The organism is Micromonospora echinospora (assembly GCF_014203425.1).
Taxonomy (GTDB): domain Bacteria; phylum Actinomycetota; class Actinomycetes; order Mycobacteriales; family Micromonosporaceae; genus Micromonospora; species Micromonospora echinospora_A.
Genome location: NZ_JACHJC010000001.1, coordinates 2,619,324 through 2,633,542, shown reverse-complemented (window position 1 = coordinate 2,633,542; position 14,219 = coordinate 2,619,324). Strand labels below are relative to the sequence as shown.

Genomic DNA, 14,219 nt, shown 5'->3' with positions numbered 1-14,219 from the left:
GCACGACGGACCGGCGGCGGGCGGCGACGAGCCGCCCGCCGCCGCGGCACGTCCGGGCTCACGCCGGCGCGGCCAGGCGGGGCACCACCTCGGCCGGGGACGGCAGCGCCGCGATCTCGGCCCGCACCTCACCTGTCACCCGGCCCAGCTCCGCGTCGGTGAGCAGCCTGTCGATCGCGGCGGCGCCCAAATCGTCCACCGAGTCCAGCACGTGCGCCAGCCCTCGGGCGCGCAGCAGCTCGCCGGTGACCAGCTCGTCCGGCGAGCCGGGCAGCACCATCTGGCGGACGCCGAGCGCGGCGCAGGTGAGCGTCGTGCCGTCCCCGCCGTGGTGGATCGCGGCGGCGCAGCCGCGCAGCAACTGGTTCAGCGGCACCCAGCCGGTGGTACGCACGTTGGGCGGCAGGTCGGCCGGGGCCGCCGACTCCCCGATCGCCAGCACGAACTCGGCGTCCAGCTCGGAGGCGGCGGCGAGTACCCGCTCGATGCCGGCGGCGAACCGGTCCGGCCCGCCGAGCGTGCCGAAGGTGACAGCGATCCGGGGCCGGTCGACCGGCTCCCGGAGCCAGCCGGGCAGGACCCCGCCGCCGTTGTACGGCACGTAGCGCATGGAGATCTCGGCCGGCCCACCCTCGACCAGGCTGGGCGGGGCGATGTCGACGGTCCGGATGCCCTCGGGCAGCGTCACCCCGTGCCGGCGCATCGCCACCGCGCCGGGCAGCTCGCGCAGCAGGTCGGGGGTGAACCGGGCGAGCCCGAGGCTGTGCGCCACCGCCGGCACCTTCAGCCGGGCGGCGACGACCGGGCCGACCGCGAAGATCGGGTCGTACACCACCAGGTCCGGCTGCACCCATTCGCCGAGCGCGACGTGGGCGTCGACGAACGGGTCCCAGGCCGCGACGATGTACGGCTTTCGCTCCTCCATCTCCCCGATCGGGTCGGCACCGATCGGCTCGAAGAGGCGCGGCACGTCCCTGATGAACTGCGCCTGCATGTCCGAGGTGCTCCGCCCGGGCACGGCGTCCAGGACCGGCAGCCCGGCCCGGGCCACCGCCAGCGCGTCACCGGCGGTGACGAAGACGACCTCGTGACCGGCGGCGCGGAACGCCCACCCGAGCGGCACCAGCGGGAACGCGTGGCCGATGGCCGGACCCGGCATGAACAGTACGCGCATGACTCCTGCCCTCCCTGTCGCCGAGGCGGCACGGTCGACGCCGTACCGCCGAGCCGGTGACGCCGGTCGCGCCACCTGTCGATTCGCCGCCCGCACCGGCGCTACGGCGCCCGCTGTCGCGGCTTCCCCGCGGCCGCCGGCTCCCCGGTGCCGGGTTGCCGGCGCAGCTCGTCGTGCCAGAAGTCGGTGACCGCCTTTCGCAGGTCGCGGCGGGGCCACCAGCCGAGCGCGGCAGCGGCCGGCGCGGGGTCGACACACGACCACCGGGTGGCGGCCCGCCAGCCGGCCGGGCCGGCGCGTTCCACCACCGTCGTGGGCACCCCGCTGACCTCCACCAGAAGCCGTACCAGCGACCGCACCGGCACCGCCTCGCCCCGGCCGATGTCGAGGACGCGGCCGGTCACCGGGCGTCCGGCGGCAGCCAGCACGGCGTCGGCGGCGTCCCGGACGTCGACGAAGTCGCGCCGGGCCTCCAGCGGGGCGAGCGTCACCCGCGCGGGGACGCCGGACCACGCGGCCGGCGCCAGCGCGGCGGCGACCCGGCCCAGCAGGCTGGTCACGGGCAGCCCTGGGCCGAGCGCGTTCACCAGTCGCAGCACCACCGCGTCGACGTCACCGGCGTCGGTAGCCGCCAGCACGGCACGGGTCGCGGCGAGTTTCGCCCGGCCGTAGGCGGTGTCCGGTGCGGGCGTACGGCGCGGATCGGCTGGCTCGACCGGCTGCGGGCCGTACTCCAGCACCGAGCCGAGGTGGACCAGCCGCGGCCGGCAGGTGGCGCGGCGCAGCGCGTCGAGCAGCAGCCCGCTGAGCCGGGTGCAGCGCCCCGCCATCCGGCCGGGGTCCAGTCCCCAGCTGCTGCCGGTGGCGTCGACGACGGCGACCGGGCCCTCGGCGTCCAGGAGCCGCGCCAGCGTCTCCGGGTCAGTGCTGCCGAGGTCGAGCGCGGTGAACCGGTGCCGGCGGCCGGCCGGGGCGCGGCGGGCCACTGTGAGCACGTCGTGGCCGGCGTCGGTGAAGGCGTCCGCGACGTGACCGCCGACGAACCCGGTGCCGCCCAGCACGACCGCCCGGGGCCGGTCGCCGGTCACCGGGCACCTGCGGGCCGGGCGATCCACAGGCCCCAGCGGAACGGAGGCGCAGTGACGTGCGCGGCGGCGAGCCCGGCGCGGGCGAACGCGGCGGCGAAGTGCTCCGGCCGGAACAGCGTCAGCTCGGTCGTCGCGGTGTCGTGCCGGATGCCCGCGTCCGGGTCGGCGTACGCCTGGTGCACAGTCATCCGGATGCGGTCGCGCGCGCCGTCGAGCCACGTCGAGTGGGACAGCCGGACCACCACCCGGTCCTGCTCCTGCACCATGTCGCGGGCCACGTAGCCGGGGACGAACGTCTCCGGCGTGTACCAGGGCTCGACCGCCAGCACGCCGCCCGGCGTCAGGTGGGCGGCCAGCCGCGCGACGGTCCGCTCCAGTTCGGCGACGCCGCGCAGGTGCGGCACCGCGAAGAGGCAGACCACCACGTCGAAGACGGCGGCCAGGTCCAGCTCGCGCATGTCGCCCTCGTGCAGGGCCACGTCCGGCACCCGGGCACCGGCGCGGGCGAGCATCTCCGCGGACAGGTCCACCCCGGTCACCGGGGCGAAGTGGGTCCGCAGGTGTTCCAGGTGCAGCCCGGTGCCGCAGGCCACGTCGAGCAGCGAGGCGGCGGCCGGGTTCCGGCGCCGGACCATCCGGGCGAGCGTGGCGGCCTCGGCCGTGTGGTCGCGGCCCCGGTGCCGCATCACCAGGTCGTAGATCTCCGGGTATCCGGCGCGGTAGAAGCCGCGCGCCACCGATGCCGTCACCGTACGCGCACGGTGGGCACGTAGTGGATCCACCGGCCTCCGGCGGCCCGGAAGCCGGTCTCCTTCGCCATGATCTCCTCGGCGTGGTTCCAGGCGAAGAGGACCGCGTAGTCCGGGTACGGGTCGGCGAAGGCGGCCGGCGGGCGGACCGGGATGTGCGCGCCCGGGGTCAGCCGGCCCTGCTTGGCCGGGGTGGTGTCGCAGACGTACGAGATCAGCTCCGGTCCGAGCCCGCAGTAGTTGGTGACGGTGGCGCTCTTCGCGGTGGCCCCGTAGGCGGCGACGGTGCGGCCCTCCTCCTTCAGTGAGCGCAGCAGCGCGACCAGCTCCGCCCGGTTACGCGCGACGTCGGCGGCGAACCGGCGCAGCGCCTCCACCCCGGTCACCCCGCGCTCCCGTTCCTGACGCAGCAGGTCGGCGACGGCCGGGGACGGGGTACGCGCCCCGGCGTGGGCGAGCGTGTAGCGCACCTCGCCCCCGTGCACTGGTAGCCGGCGTACGTCCACGAGTTCCAGCCCGAAGCGGGCCGCGGCGGCGCGTACCGAGTGGGCGGTGAAGTAGTAGAAGTGCTCGTCGTAGATCTGGTCGAAGGCGGTCCGGGCGAGGATGTCGTCGAGGTACGGGTCCTCGAAGACGAGGACGCCGCCGGGGGCGAGCAGCAGCCGCGCCCCGCGCAGCACCGAGTCCAGGTAGGGCAGGTGGCAGATCGTGTTGGCGGCGTAGATGACGTCCGCCGGCCCGTCGGTGACGAGCACGTCGGCGGCGGTCTTCTCCTCGAAGAAGTCGGTGCGTACCCGTACGCCCTGCCGGCGGGCCAGCTCGGCCACCCCGGCGGACGGTTCGAAGCCGAGGTGGCGTACGCCGGCCTGCGCCACGGTCCGCAGCATCGCCCCGTCGTTGCAGCCCAGCTCGACGCAGAACGCGCCGGGCCGGGTCAGTTCGGTGGCGAGCAGTTCCCGGCCGGTGCCGGTGAAGTGCGCGCGCATCACCGACGACAGCGACGAGCGGTACGGGTAGTCGTGGTGGAACATCCGCTCGCGGGGCACCTCCTCGACGAGCTGGACCATCGTGCAGTCGGCGCACCGGCCCAGCGCGAGGCGGTAGAAGAACTCGCCGGCGAGGTCGGCCGGGCGGAGGAACGCGTCGGAGAGGGGCTGCCGGCCGAGGTCGAGCACCTCGGTCACCGGGCCGCCGCAGATCCGGCAGCCGCTGACGGCGAGGGCGGTCATGTGCCTGTTTCCTTCGGACACCGGTGCGCCGCCGGCCGGTTCAGCGCGGCTTGTGAGCGGCGATGACGACGCAGCCGACCTTGGTGCGCAGGACGTCGAGCACGGCCGGCATCTCGGCGAGGAAGGCGTCGATCTTCTCAGCCCCGTGCGCGGCGGCGAGCGTCTCGCGCCGCTGCTGCACCCGCTCGTGGTACGCGGGGAACGAGCGGCTGATCTTGTCGCCGCAGCTGAGAAACTCGTCCACCACGAAGCCGGCGTCGCGGACCAGGTCGAACGCGGCCATCGGCGGGCCGGGCGGGGCGAGTGTGAAGTCGGTGAGGATCTGCCGGTCCCGCTCGGTGAGCGGGGCGTCCTCGGCGAGGTCGGTGAGCACGAGCCGGCCGCCCGGCTTGAGCACGCGGCGGATCTCGGCGAGCCACTGCCGGCGGTCCTGCGCGTGCACCAGGGACTCGAAGGCGAGCACCTTGTCGAAGGAGGCGTCCGGGTAGCTCAGCGCGGCGGCGTCGCCCAGCTCGAAGCGGACCTGGCCGCGCAGCCCGGACTCGTTCACCCGTTCCCGGGCCCGCTTGAGGTGCTCAGTGCTGTTGGTGATGCCGGTGATGTCGGCGTCGCTGCGCTGGCCGAGCCGGATCGCCGGCTCACCGGCGCCGCATCCGACGTCGAGCAGCCGCTCGCCCGGACGCAGCGCGAGCCGATCGCCGACGATGTCGGTGAACCGGTTGATGGCCTCCAGGAATGGTGTGCGGTCGTCGTCGTCCTCCCACCATCCGAAGTGGATGTTCCCGCCGAGCACCTCGACGGCCCAGGCGCCGTCGTCGTAGATCTCCGCCACCTCGTCGATGTCGGTCAGCTCGCGTGTGGACACGTCCGCTCCTCACTCTCGCGGCAACTTGCTGCTTGAGAATGCTATAGCTATCGACCGGCGAGTGTCCATGCGAGGATCACGTGGCAAAGGAACGCGCGACGCGCGGATCAAGGGCGTGACCGGAGCGAAACGTCCTGCTACTATATGTTTGTGAACACAATGTCGCGTACGGCTGGCTTGTCCGCACAGCAGACCGACAGTCCCGCCATCGAGGTCACCCGATTGCGCAAATCCTACGGTGAGGTGCGCGCGCTCGACGGAGTCGACCTGCGCGTGTCGGCCGGAAGCGTGTTCGGGGTGCTCGGTCCCAACGGCGCCGGCAAGACGACGATCGTCCGCACCCTCGCCACGCTCGTCCCGCCCGACAGCGGCGAGGTCCGCGTGCTCGGCCACGACGTGGTGCGCGAGGCCGGGGCGATCCGCGACCGGATCGGGCTGACCGGGCAGTACTCGTCGGTCGACGAGGAACTGTCCGGCCTGGACAACCTCGTCCTGCTCTCCCGGCTGCGCGGCTTCTCCTGGGGCGCGGCACGCCGCCGCGCCGAGGAGTTGCTCGCCACGTTCGACCTGGAGGAGGCCGCCGGCCGGCTGGTCCGGACCTACTCCGGCGGCATGCGCCGGCGGCTCGACATCGCCAGCAGCATGGTCGTGACGCCCGACCTGATGTTCCTCGACGAGCCGACGACCGGGCTGGACCCGCACAGCCGAAACCAGGTGTGGGAACTCGTCCGGGGCATGGTCGGCGAGGGCGCCACCGTGCTGCTCACCACGCAGTACCTCGACGAGGCCGACCAGCTCGCCGACCGGATCGCGGTCGTCGACCACGGCCGGGTCATCGCCGAGGGCACGCCGGTGGAGCTGAAGCGGTCGGTCGGTTCGAGCGTGCTGCGGGTGCGGTTGCGCGACGCCGGGGCGCGGGAGACGGCCGAGCGGATGCTGGCCGAGGCGCTGGGCGCCTCGGTGCACGCCGGCGCCGACCCGCTGGAGCTGACCGCGCAGGTGCCGGCCGAGGAGGAGGCCACCCGGGCGCTGGCCGCCCTCACCGGGGCCGGCGTCGGGCTGGCCGAGTACGCCTTCGGCCACGCCACCCTGGACCAGGTGTTCCTCGCCCTCACCGGGCACCGGGCGGACGGCACGCGGACCGAGACCGAGGAGGCGGCGTGAGCAGCGTGGTGGAGGCCGGCACCGGCCGTGGGGTGTCCGCGCTGGCCGCGGCGCGGCCGGCGCGTCCCGGCGCGTTGTCGTCCACGCTCACCTTCGCGTGGCGGGCGGTGCAGAAGGTACGCCGTGACCCGACGCAGATCCTCGAGGCGCTCGGCGTGCCGATCATGTTCACGCTCGTCTTCGGCTTCCTGTTCGGCGGCGCCCTGGCCGGTTCGACGTCGAGCTACATGCAGTTCTACATCCCCGGCATCGTGGTGTTCACCGGGATCATGATCAGCATGCGGATCGGCGCGGTGGTCAACCTGGACAACTCCCGGGAGGTGACCGACCGCTTCCGCGCGCTCGCCATCTGGCGTCCCGCCGCGATCGTCGGCACGCTGCTCGGCAACAACGTGCTCTACGTCGTCGGCTGCGCGGTCGCCGTGGCGGTCGGGCTCGCGGTCGGTTTCCGGCCCGACGGCGGCGTGCTCGGCGTCCTCGCCACGATCCTGATCACCCTGGTGTTCGTCTTCTCCTTCTCCTGGGTGTACGTGGTCTTCGGGCTCGCCCTGAAGTCACCGACCGCCGCGCTGAGCGCCTGCCAGGCGATCGTCTTCCCGGTGTCGTTCGTCAGCAACTTCTTCGTGCCGCAGGAGACGCTGCCCGGCTGGCTGCAGGCGGTGGTCGGTCTGAACCCGTTCGCGTTGACCATCACCGCCGCGCGCGGTCTGGCCCACGGCACGGCGACCGCCGGTGAGGTCGGCGCGGCGCTGGCCGGCTGCGCGGCGCTGGTGGCCGTCTTCGCGCCGCTCTCCATGTTCCTTTACCGCCGGCGGGCCTGACCCGCCACCGTTTGTACGCAGTGCCGATGACACGAGAAGGGAACACGGCTGACCCGTGGACAGCGACCGTTTGACCCAACCGCCTGCCGTCACCGCGCAGATGCTCATCCGCAAGCCCGTCGCCGAGGTCTTCCAGGCGTTCGCGGACCCGGCGGTGACCACGAAGTTCTGGTTCACCAGGAGCAGCGGCCGGCTCGAGCCCGGCGCCACAGTCACCTGGGACTGGGAGATGTACGGCGTCTCCACGGTGGTGACCGTCAAGGACGTCGAGGAGAACAGCCGCATCCTGGCCGAGTGGGACCCGGAGTCCCCCACCCAGCTCGAATGGCGGTTCCTGCCGGGCGAGGGTGACACGACGCTGGTCCGGATCACCGAGACCGGCTTCACCGGCACCGCCGACCAGGCCGTGGGGAAGGCGATCGACTCCATGGGCGGCTTCACCATGGTGCTCTGCGCCTGCAAGGCGCTGCTGGAGCAGGGTGTGCTGCTCAACGCGGTGGGCGACGCCCACCCGGCCGGCTTCGGCGACTGACCGCCGTGGCGGCGGGCGGACCGGGAGCGGCCCGGTCCGCCCGCTCAGGCGGCGTCCAGCAGCCCGCGCAGGCAGGCGATCAGGCTGCGGGCCGAGACGTTCACGTAGTTGCTGTGCCGCAGCAGTTCCGAGACCTGGTGCAGGGTCACCCAGCGGTACTGGTCGCTCTCCAGGTCGGCGTCGTCGGTCTCCACCACGAGATAGCTGCTGCGGGCACGGTAGAGCCGTCCGCCCTCCTCGGAGAGGACCGCCCGGAACCGGACCCGCTCCGGCGGCGCGCCCAGCACCTGGTCCAGGAAGGGCGGACGCGCCGCGGCGGGCAGGTAGTCGAGCGTGGCGGGCGTGCACTGGACCGTCGGCGCCAGCTCCACCACGTCGACGAAGCCCGCCTCGACCCGGGCGTGCGCCAGCACGTGCAGCACTCCGTCGAGGCGGGTGGCCAGGAACGCCACCACCCCCTGGCCGCAGGGCCGCAGCATCGGCTGCGACCAGCTCGCCACCTCGCGCCCCTCGGCGTCCACGTCCACGCCGATGACCTCGAAGAACAGTCCGCTGTCGTGACGCAGGGAGACCTCGCCGAGATGCCACGCCGCCCGTCCGCGCAGCGCCGTCCGGTCGGCGCCCACCTCGGTCCGGCTGCGGACGTCGGTGATCCAGTGCAGCAGCTCGCCGGTGCGGTGCCGGCTGCCCGTACCGGGCCGGCAGGAGCGGCGCAGCGCGGCCGTGAAGGCGTCCTGTGCCGGGCCGGCCGCCCGGGCCGTCAGCTCCGTCGGCAGGCATGAGAGCACGGTACGGGTGTCCATGTTGACCAGGTCGTCGTGGCGGAGGAGCCGGTGCAGCTGGGCGAGGCTGAGCCAGCGGAACCCGGGCGGCGGCACGATGTCCTCGTCGGTGAGGACCACCATGTTGCGGTTGCGTTTGCGCAGGAACCAGGACCCGTGCTCGGACTGGCGGACGTCCACGAGCACCCGGCGCGGGTCCGGGTCGCGGAAGTGGTGCAGGAACGGCACCGGGCGGCCGCCGTGCACACCGGTCCAGTTGCTCCGGGTGGCCTGGACGGTGGGCGCGATCTGGTGGCCGTCCTGGTTGCCGGGCTCGGCCTTGGCCTGCACCAGCACCCGCAGCGTGTCGCCGTCGCGGCGGGCGAGCAGACCGAGGATGCCCACTTCCGGCTGGTGCAGCACCGGCTGGTCCCAGCGGGGCACGGCCGCGCCCGGCACCTCGACGGAAAGCCCTTCCACCCGGAAGAACCGGCCGCTGCCGTGGGCCAGGACTCCGGTGTCGGCGTCCTGGCGCCAGCCGCGCAGGCCGGCCAGGGGCACCACGTCCACGCGCATCCCGGCCCGGCGGCGCCACCCGGCGAGCCACTCGTGGATGTCGGCGTCGGGGTCGGCAGTGGCGAGCGGGTCGTGCTGCGGCAGCCATGTTGGCGCGGTCGTCTCCGTCACGCATACCCCCTTCGTCGACGCCTACCCGTTAATCACTTCTATATTCTATAGCGAATGACCGGCGTTGGCGCGGGTCGAGGAAGGACGACGAGAATGACCGACGACGGGACCGGACCGCCGCCGCTACCGATGTGGCCGGACGGCGCCGACGCCGGGTACGTGGCGGCGCGGCTGCGCCTGGCCGAGGCGGAACGCCGCCTGCGTGACGAGGTCGAGCGGGTCGCCGCCGCCCGGCGGGAGCTGCCACCCGGCGCGCCGGTGGCCGACGTCGCGCTCACCGAGGGACCGGCCGACCTGACCGCGCCCGGCCCGCTGCGTCCCGTCCGGCTCTCCGCGCTCTTCGGCGCGCACCGCACGCTCGTCGTCTACCATCTGATGTTCCACCCGGAGGCCGACGCCGCCTGCCCGATGTGCTCGCTGTGGGTGGACGGGTTCCACGGCGTCGCGCACCACATCCAGCAGCACGCCGCGTTCGTGGTGGTCGGCAAGGCCCCGGCGGCGAAGCTGCGCGCCTGGGGCGCCCGGCGCGGCTGGGACGGCCTGCGGCTGCTCTCCAGCCACGGCACCGACTTCAACGCCGACCTGCGCGCCGAGCACCCGAACGGCGACCAGCGCCCGATGGTCAGCGTGCTGATCCGTGCCGGCGACGGTGTCCGGCACTTCTACAGCCAGCCGGCCAACTTCGTCGACGGCGCCGAGCGCGGCATCGACCTGCTCTCCCCGGTGTGGAACGTGCTCGACCTGCTGCCGCAGGGTCGCGGCGACTGGTACGCCGCAAACACGTATCCCCGGGTGGCCGCCCCGGCCGATCGACCCGTGTGACAGCCGAGGAGCCACGAGTGCCCGACCGCACCACGACACCGCGTACCGCCGACTGTCGCCGGGGCGTGCCCCGCGCGGCCGGACGGCTTGCCGGCGCGGCCCTCGCCGCAGTGGCGGCCACGCTGCTCGCGGCGGCGCCGGCCCACGCCGCGGACGGCGGCGGCGTCGCGCCGGCCGCGACCGCGTTCGCCGGCCTGCTCGCACTCGCCGCGACGGCCACCGCGGCCGGGCTGGTGCTGCTGCGACCACTCGGCGCCCCGGCGCCACGCCACCTGACCGCCGCGTCGGTGACCGCCGCCGTCGCGCACCTGCTCACCCTCGGCCTGGGCGGGGACGCGCCCGCCGCCGGGACGCTCGCACTCGCGGCGGCCTGCCTCGCCCTGCTGCCGTACGCGGGGCGGCGCGCGGTCGGCGTACCCCTGGCCCTGCTCGTGTCCGCCGGTGCCGGCCTGCTGGCGCCGCCCACGGCGACAGTCGCGGAGGCGGTGGCCGCCGCCGGACACGGGGTCGCCGCCGCGTTGCTGCTGGGCGGCGTCGCCACAGTGCTCGGCGCGGAGTCGGCCCGGCGACGCGTCGCCCACCGGGCCGCGCCCTGGATGCTCGCCGCCGTCACCGCCGAGGCGGCGGCCGGCGCGGTGCGGCTCGGCGCCGGCCAGGGCGCCCTCGGCCCGGAAGGCCCCGGATGGGCCGGCCCGGCGCGCTGGGTCTGCCTCGCGGTCGCCGTGGCCGGGGCGGCGGGCCTGGGCGCCGGCCTGCGACGCCGACGGCAGCCGGACCGGACGTTGCTGCGCGGACAGGCGGTCGTGCTGCCCGCTGTCGTCATCGTCGCCGTCACCGCGACCGCCGTGGCGCTGTCCGCGCCGCCCGGCCGCCCCGGCGCGCCGCTGCTCGTCACGGTGGACAACGGCGACCGGGGCATCCCGCTGATGGTGGTGCCGCAGCGACCCGGCTGGAACCTCGTGCACGTCGGCGCCGAGGGCGTCTCGGTCGGGCTGCGGCCGGATCGGCTCTCCCCCGTGACCCGGCTGCCCGGCGCCACGAACGGCTGGTCCGTCGTGCACCTTCCGCCCGGCCCCGGCCGGCTGCACGTCGCGTACGGGGGACGCGACGCCGTCGTCCGGCTCGACGCCGGAGCGGCCGGCGGCGCCGGTCCCGACCTGCGCGGCCCGGACGGGCCGGAGTGCGTCAGCGCGGCCCTCGGCGCACTGCTCCGGGGCGGCTCGCAGCCGCTGTCACACTGCCCGGCGGACGCCCTCTCCCCCGGCGACCGCGAAGACCTCGACGCCACCGTGGCCTTCCTCGCGCCCCGGGCCGAGGGCGCCGTCACCGTCGTCGGCGACTCCTCGGCCCGCTCCGTCGCGGCGGTCGCCGCCGTCACCGCGGCCGCGCGGCGTGCCGGGCTGCGGGTCGTACCCCCGGGGACCGGACGGCATCCGACGCTCGTGGTCACCGGCTGGGCCGCGGCGGAAGCGGCGCTCCGCGACGCCGCGCGCGGGCCGGGCGCGGCGCTCGGCACCTACCTGGCCCCCTGGCTGCTCACCGCCGGGGTGCTTCGCCCCGCCACCGGGCAGATGCTCGCGCTCCGGTTCGATCCGCGCGCCGAGCCGGTGTCCCGGTACGTCACGGCGCTGGCCCGCCGCTTCCCCGGTGAACCCGCCACCGTCTCCGGCTACCTGGCCTGGCAGGGTGGCTCACCCGCCGGACCGGCCCGGATGTACGCGGCGGCAGCTGTCTCGCTGCCCGGCCCGGTCGCACACGGCGGGCACGGCCGGTCCGGCTTCCTGCCCGGGGGTACGGTGACCGCGGTGACCGGCCCGCTCGGCTAGGGCGCGTCCGCGCCGGGATGTGAGTCGCCGGCTGTCGCTGTCACGTCAGTGGTTGCCAGCCGTCGCGGTAGCGCAACCCGCCCGGTTGCAGCCGGATCTGGTCGTGCGCCGTACCGGACACCGGTTCGGTTCGTACCGCTTCGGGTCGTTCCACGACGACGCAGACGTCCTCCCCCGGCCACCACCAGCCGCAGGAGCGTGCCAGGCCGGCCCAGATGTCGAGGTGATCGGCCTCGCCGGGCCCGTACCGGGCGAGGCCGAGCCGGCGCAGCACGTCGTAGTAGGCGATCCACGACGCGTCCTGCTGCCCCTACCAGCACACGGGCACCGGGCCGTCGCTCGCCAGCGCCGCACGCACCGGGAGGTAGTACCCGTGCGCGAGGCTCCGGTGCAGCGCCGTCCGTACCCCCTGGTGCAGCACGACCGCGAGCGGTACGCCGCTGTCCAGCGCCCGCAGCGGCGCCAGCTCGGGCCACGGCACCTTGGCCTTGCCCGTACGCGCGGGTGACAGCTCGGGATCGGTGTGCACGACGCCCGCCCCCAGCGCGCCCCGGAGCTGGGAGACGATCATGGCGATGTCGCTCGCCAGCAGAGGTGTCCGGGGCGGCCGTGCCGCCCGGATGCGTTCGTAAAGGTGGTCGAGGTTCGGCCAGCCGCTGACCAGCGGCATCGCCTTCTCCGGCGAGTCGACCCATTCGAACCGGGGCCTCGGCCGCGACGCCCTCGCGTAGACGGCGGTCAGGCACCGCTCGGCGGCCGGCCTGTCGGCCGGCTGCGTGGACAGGGCGTGGTCGAGCCATTCCTGGCGGATCCGGACGGCCTGCTGCCACAGGTCGTGCGGGTCACCGCTGCGAACGGTCTGCGGGGTCTTCGCGGCGCCGTCGCGCCGCGCGGGGGCGCTCATCGCGCCGGGGCGTCGCCGCCCTTCCGGTTGGAGATCATGGAACGACTCTGACTCACGTCGCGGCGCCGCTCAAGCGAATTCCGGTCAGGCCGTGAGCAAGGCGATCGACGCCACGGCATCCGCCACAGCAGCCGGCCCGCAATCAGGTCAGGCGCCGGCCACCGGCAGCGGCGCGAACAGGGGCGGCGCCGGATCGGCTGCCCGGATCGCGCCCACGAGCTGCGCCAGTTGCGGGTAGTCGCCGCGGGCCGCGCGGAGAAGGTGGTCCGCGTCGGCGTGGTTGCCGAGGTACGACTCGGCGGCCGCCCGCAGCAGGAGCGCGACGGCGCAGAGGTCGGCCGGTTCGGTGCCGGGGCGAACGTCGAGAAGCAACGATCGCGCATCCTCGGGCCGCTGGTTGAGCAGATGAGCCAGGCTCATCGCGATCCGGGCGGAAAACACGCGCGGCTGTGTCCGGGCGGCGATCCCGGCGAGTTCCGAGATCTCCCGCACCTCCCGGCGTGCCACCGGCGAACCGGTCACCACCGCGGCGTACAGGTACCACAATCCGAACTGGACGCTCAGCATCTGCCCGATGGCGGCGGCCGCCGCGGGATCGGTGCTGCCCGCGCGAGCCAGCGCCGCGAGCCGCTCGGCCTCCTCGACCAGTTCCGCCGGCTGCATGTGCGCAGTGCTCAGCCTCTGCTGGTAGGCAGCGAGGGCCAGGAGCGGATCGCTGCCGGGGCGAGCCTGAATCCCGACCCGGTGGACGTCACCACCCGCTCGGGCAACCGCCCGCAGTGCCCTGACCACCTCCTCCTGGTAGTAGCCCGCTCGCAGCCCGTCACGGGCGGCTGCCGGAGCCCGGAGCCAGCGGAGCAGGTTGTGGCCGTCGCTGCGGGTCGAACGCCCCGGAACGAGGTTGGCCACGCCGAGCAGCGCCCCGACGAACGCGGCGCCGAGCAACGTCGACCGCGTCAAGGCTGTACCGGTGGACGCCGACGCGACGACGAGTGCCGCCGCGGCGCACAGGTTGGTCAGCGGGCCACCGAGGTAGAACAGCACCATCCGCAGCGGTAACGCCGTCATCGACGGCGAAGGCCGGACCGACACCTCGTTGCGCCAACCGTTGAAGGGCGCGATACGGACCGCGATGACCGGCAGACCCAGCAGCTTCGCCACGACGAGGTGTCCGCACTCGTGCAGGACGAGATGCAGCCACAACGACAGGCAGGTGAGGCCGGCGGCGACGATCGCACCCGTCACGGACTCAGTGACGAGCAGCGCGAACGCCATCGCCTCCACCGCCAGGAGGAGTGACACGGCGACCAGCCGACGGCGGAGCTTCACCGGGAGATGGTACGGCCGGACGGGCGGCGGCAGGGGTACACGCGCCCTCGCGCCCGGCAAGGCCGACGCCCTCACCGCCGAGACCGTGCTGACGTGGGGCATCGACTGGGAGAACTTCGTCGACGAGTACCCGGGAGTCGAGGGCACCGGCGAGGAGTGGACGAGGCGGCTGGCGCTGGCCCTCGAACGCGCCTGGGCATGACCGCGCCGTCCCGGGCCTGACCGGTCGTGCCGTCGGCTCCTGACGGCGTCCGGCCGGCCGCGACGT

The 14,219-nt window shown here is 74.4% G+C and carries 14 protein-coding genes and 1 pseudogene; 6 read left to right on the top strand and 9 right to left on the bottom strand.

All coding sequences use genetic code 11. From position 1 onward, the window contains the following. Nucleotides 1-58: 58 nt before the first annotated feature. The 5 genes from FHU28_RS12575 to FHU28_RS12555 all read right to left on the bottom strand — a co-directional run bounded on the left by FHU28_RS12575 (nucleotide 59) and on the right by FHU28_RS12555 (nucleotide 5,105). Nucleotides 59-1,174: a nucleotide disphospho-sugar-binding domain-containing protein gene (locus FHU28_RS12575; protein WP_184683836.1), complete on the bottom strand. Its 1,116-nt coding sequence runs from the start codon at nucleotides 1,172-1,174 to the stop codon at nucleotides 59-61. A gap of 101 nt (nucleotides 1,175-1,275) precedes the next feature. Continuing rightward, nucleotides 1,276-2,262 carry an NAD-dependent epimerase/dehydratase family protein gene (locus FHU28_RS12570; RefSeq protein ID WP_184683834.1) on the bottom strand — a complete coding sequence of 329 codons (987 nt, stop codon included), beginning with the start codon at nucleotides 2,260-2,262 and terminating at the stop codon, nucleotides 1,276-1,278. Beyond that, a complete protein-coding gene (locus FHU28_RS12565) occupies nucleotides 2,259-3,011 on the bottom strand; it encodes a class I SAM-dependent methyltransferase (RefSeq protein WP_311773573.1) in 753 nt (250 codons plus the stop codon). The genes FHU28_RS12570 and FHU28_RS12565 overlap by 4 nt, the downstream gene beginning before the upstream one ends. Next, a complete protein-coding gene (locus tag FHU28_RS12560) occupies nucleotides 3,008-4,240 on the bottom strand; it encodes a class I SAM-dependent methyltransferase (RefSeq protein ID WP_184683832.1) in 1,233 nt (410 codons plus the stop codon). Before FHU28_RS12560 ends, FHU28_RS12565 begins: the two co-directional genes overlap by 4 nt. A 40-nt stretch (nucleotides 4,241-4,280) precedes the next feature. Next, nucleotides 4,281-5,105, bottom strand: a complete 825-nt coding sequence (locus FHU28_RS12555; RefSeq protein WP_116509275.1) for an SAM-dependent methyltransferase — start codon at nucleotides 5,103-5,105, stop codon at nucleotides 4,281-4,283. A 159-nt stretch (nucleotides 5,106-5,264) separates the two neighbouring features. Here FHU28_RS12555 and FHU28_RS12550 point away from each other — a divergent pair, with 159 nt between their 5' ends. The 3 genes from FHU28_RS12550 to FHU28_RS12540 are packed head-to-tail and all read left to right on the top strand — an operon-like array spanning nucleotide 5,265 to nucleotide 7,622. Continuing rightward, the gene (locus FHU28_RS12550) at nucleotides 5,265-6,269 is read left to right on the top strand and encodes an ATP-binding cassette domain-containing protein (protein WP_184689472.1); all 1,005 of its coding nucleotides are present in this window, start codon (nucleotides 5,265-5,267) and stop codon (nucleotides 6,267-6,269) included. Beyond that, nucleotides 6,266-7,090: an ABC transporter permease gene (locus FHU28_RS12545; RefSeq protein WP_073827288.1), complete on the top strand. Its 825-nt coding sequence runs from the start codon at nucleotides 6,266-6,268 to the stop codon at nucleotides 7,088-7,090. Before FHU28_RS12550 ends, FHU28_RS12545 begins: the two co-directional genes overlap by 4 nt. A 55-nt stretch (nucleotides 7,091-7,145) precedes the next feature. Continuing rightward, a complete protein-coding gene (locus FHU28_RS12540) occupies nucleotides 7,146-7,622 on the top strand; it encodes an SRPBCC family protein (RefSeq protein WP_225980486.1) in 477 nt (158 codons plus the stop codon). A gap of 44 nt (nucleotides 7,623-7,666) precedes the next feature. Here the strand turns inward: FHU28_RS12540 and FHU28_RS12535 are convergent, their stop codons facing one another. Next, nucleotides 7,667-9,070: an NDP-hexose 2,3-dehydratase family protein gene (locus FHU28_RS12535; RefSeq protein ID WP_184683830.1), complete on the bottom strand. Its 1,404-nt coding sequence runs from the start codon at nucleotides 9,068-9,070 to the stop codon at nucleotides 7,667-7,669. Between the two features lie 93 nt (nucleotides 9,071-9,163). Here FHU28_RS12535 and FHU28_RS12530 point away from each other — a divergent pair, with 93 nt between their 5' ends. Continuing rightward, on the top strand, nucleotides 9,164-9,892 hold the full coding sequence (locus tag FHU28_RS12530) for a DUF899 family protein (RefSeq protein WP_221453184.1): 729 nt from the start codon (nucleotides 9,164-9,166) through the stop codon (nucleotides 9,890-9,892). Between the two features lie 17 nt (nucleotides 9,893-9,909). Then, complete coding sequence (locus FHU28_RS12525; RefSeq protein WP_184683828.1) at nucleotides 9,910-11,718, top strand: hypothetical protein; 1,809 nt, start codon at nucleotides 9,910-9,912, stop codon at nucleotides 11,716-11,718. 40 nt (nucleotides 11,719-11,758) lie between these two features. Here the strand turns inward: FHU28_RS12525 and FHU28_RS32575 are convergent. From FHU28_RS32575 to FHU28_RS12515, 3 genes and pseudogenes are all read right to left on the bottom strand, one after another. After that, nucleotides 11,759-12,016 (bottom strand): annotated as a pseudogene (locus FHU28_RS32575) (DUF6745 domain-containing protein); the annotation flags it as partial. A gap of 12 nt (nucleotides 12,017-12,028) precedes the next feature. Then, complete coding sequence (locus FHU28_RS12520; RefSeq protein ID WP_260412916.1) at nucleotides 12,029-12,622, bottom strand: hypothetical protein; 594 nt, start codon at nucleotides 12,620-12,622, stop codon at nucleotides 12,029-12,031. A gap of 147 nt (nucleotides 12,623-12,769) precedes the next feature. Then, nucleotides 12,770-13,897, bottom strand: coding sequence for a zinc metalloprotease (locus tag FHU28_RS12515; protein ID WP_221453183.1), 1,128 nt, complete (start codon nucleotides 13,895-13,897; stop codon nucleotides 12,770-12,772). Here FHU28_RS12515 and FHU28_RS12510 point away from each other — a divergent pair. Further along, nucleotides 13,875-14,153: a hypothetical protein gene (locus FHU28_RS12510; RefSeq protein ID WP_184690092.1), complete on the top strand. Its 279-nt coding sequence runs from the start codon at nucleotides 13,875-13,877 to the stop codon at nucleotides 14,151-14,153. The genes FHU28_RS12515 and FHU28_RS12510 overlap by 23 nt on opposite strands. Nucleotides 14,154-14,219 lie beyond the last annotated feature (66 nt).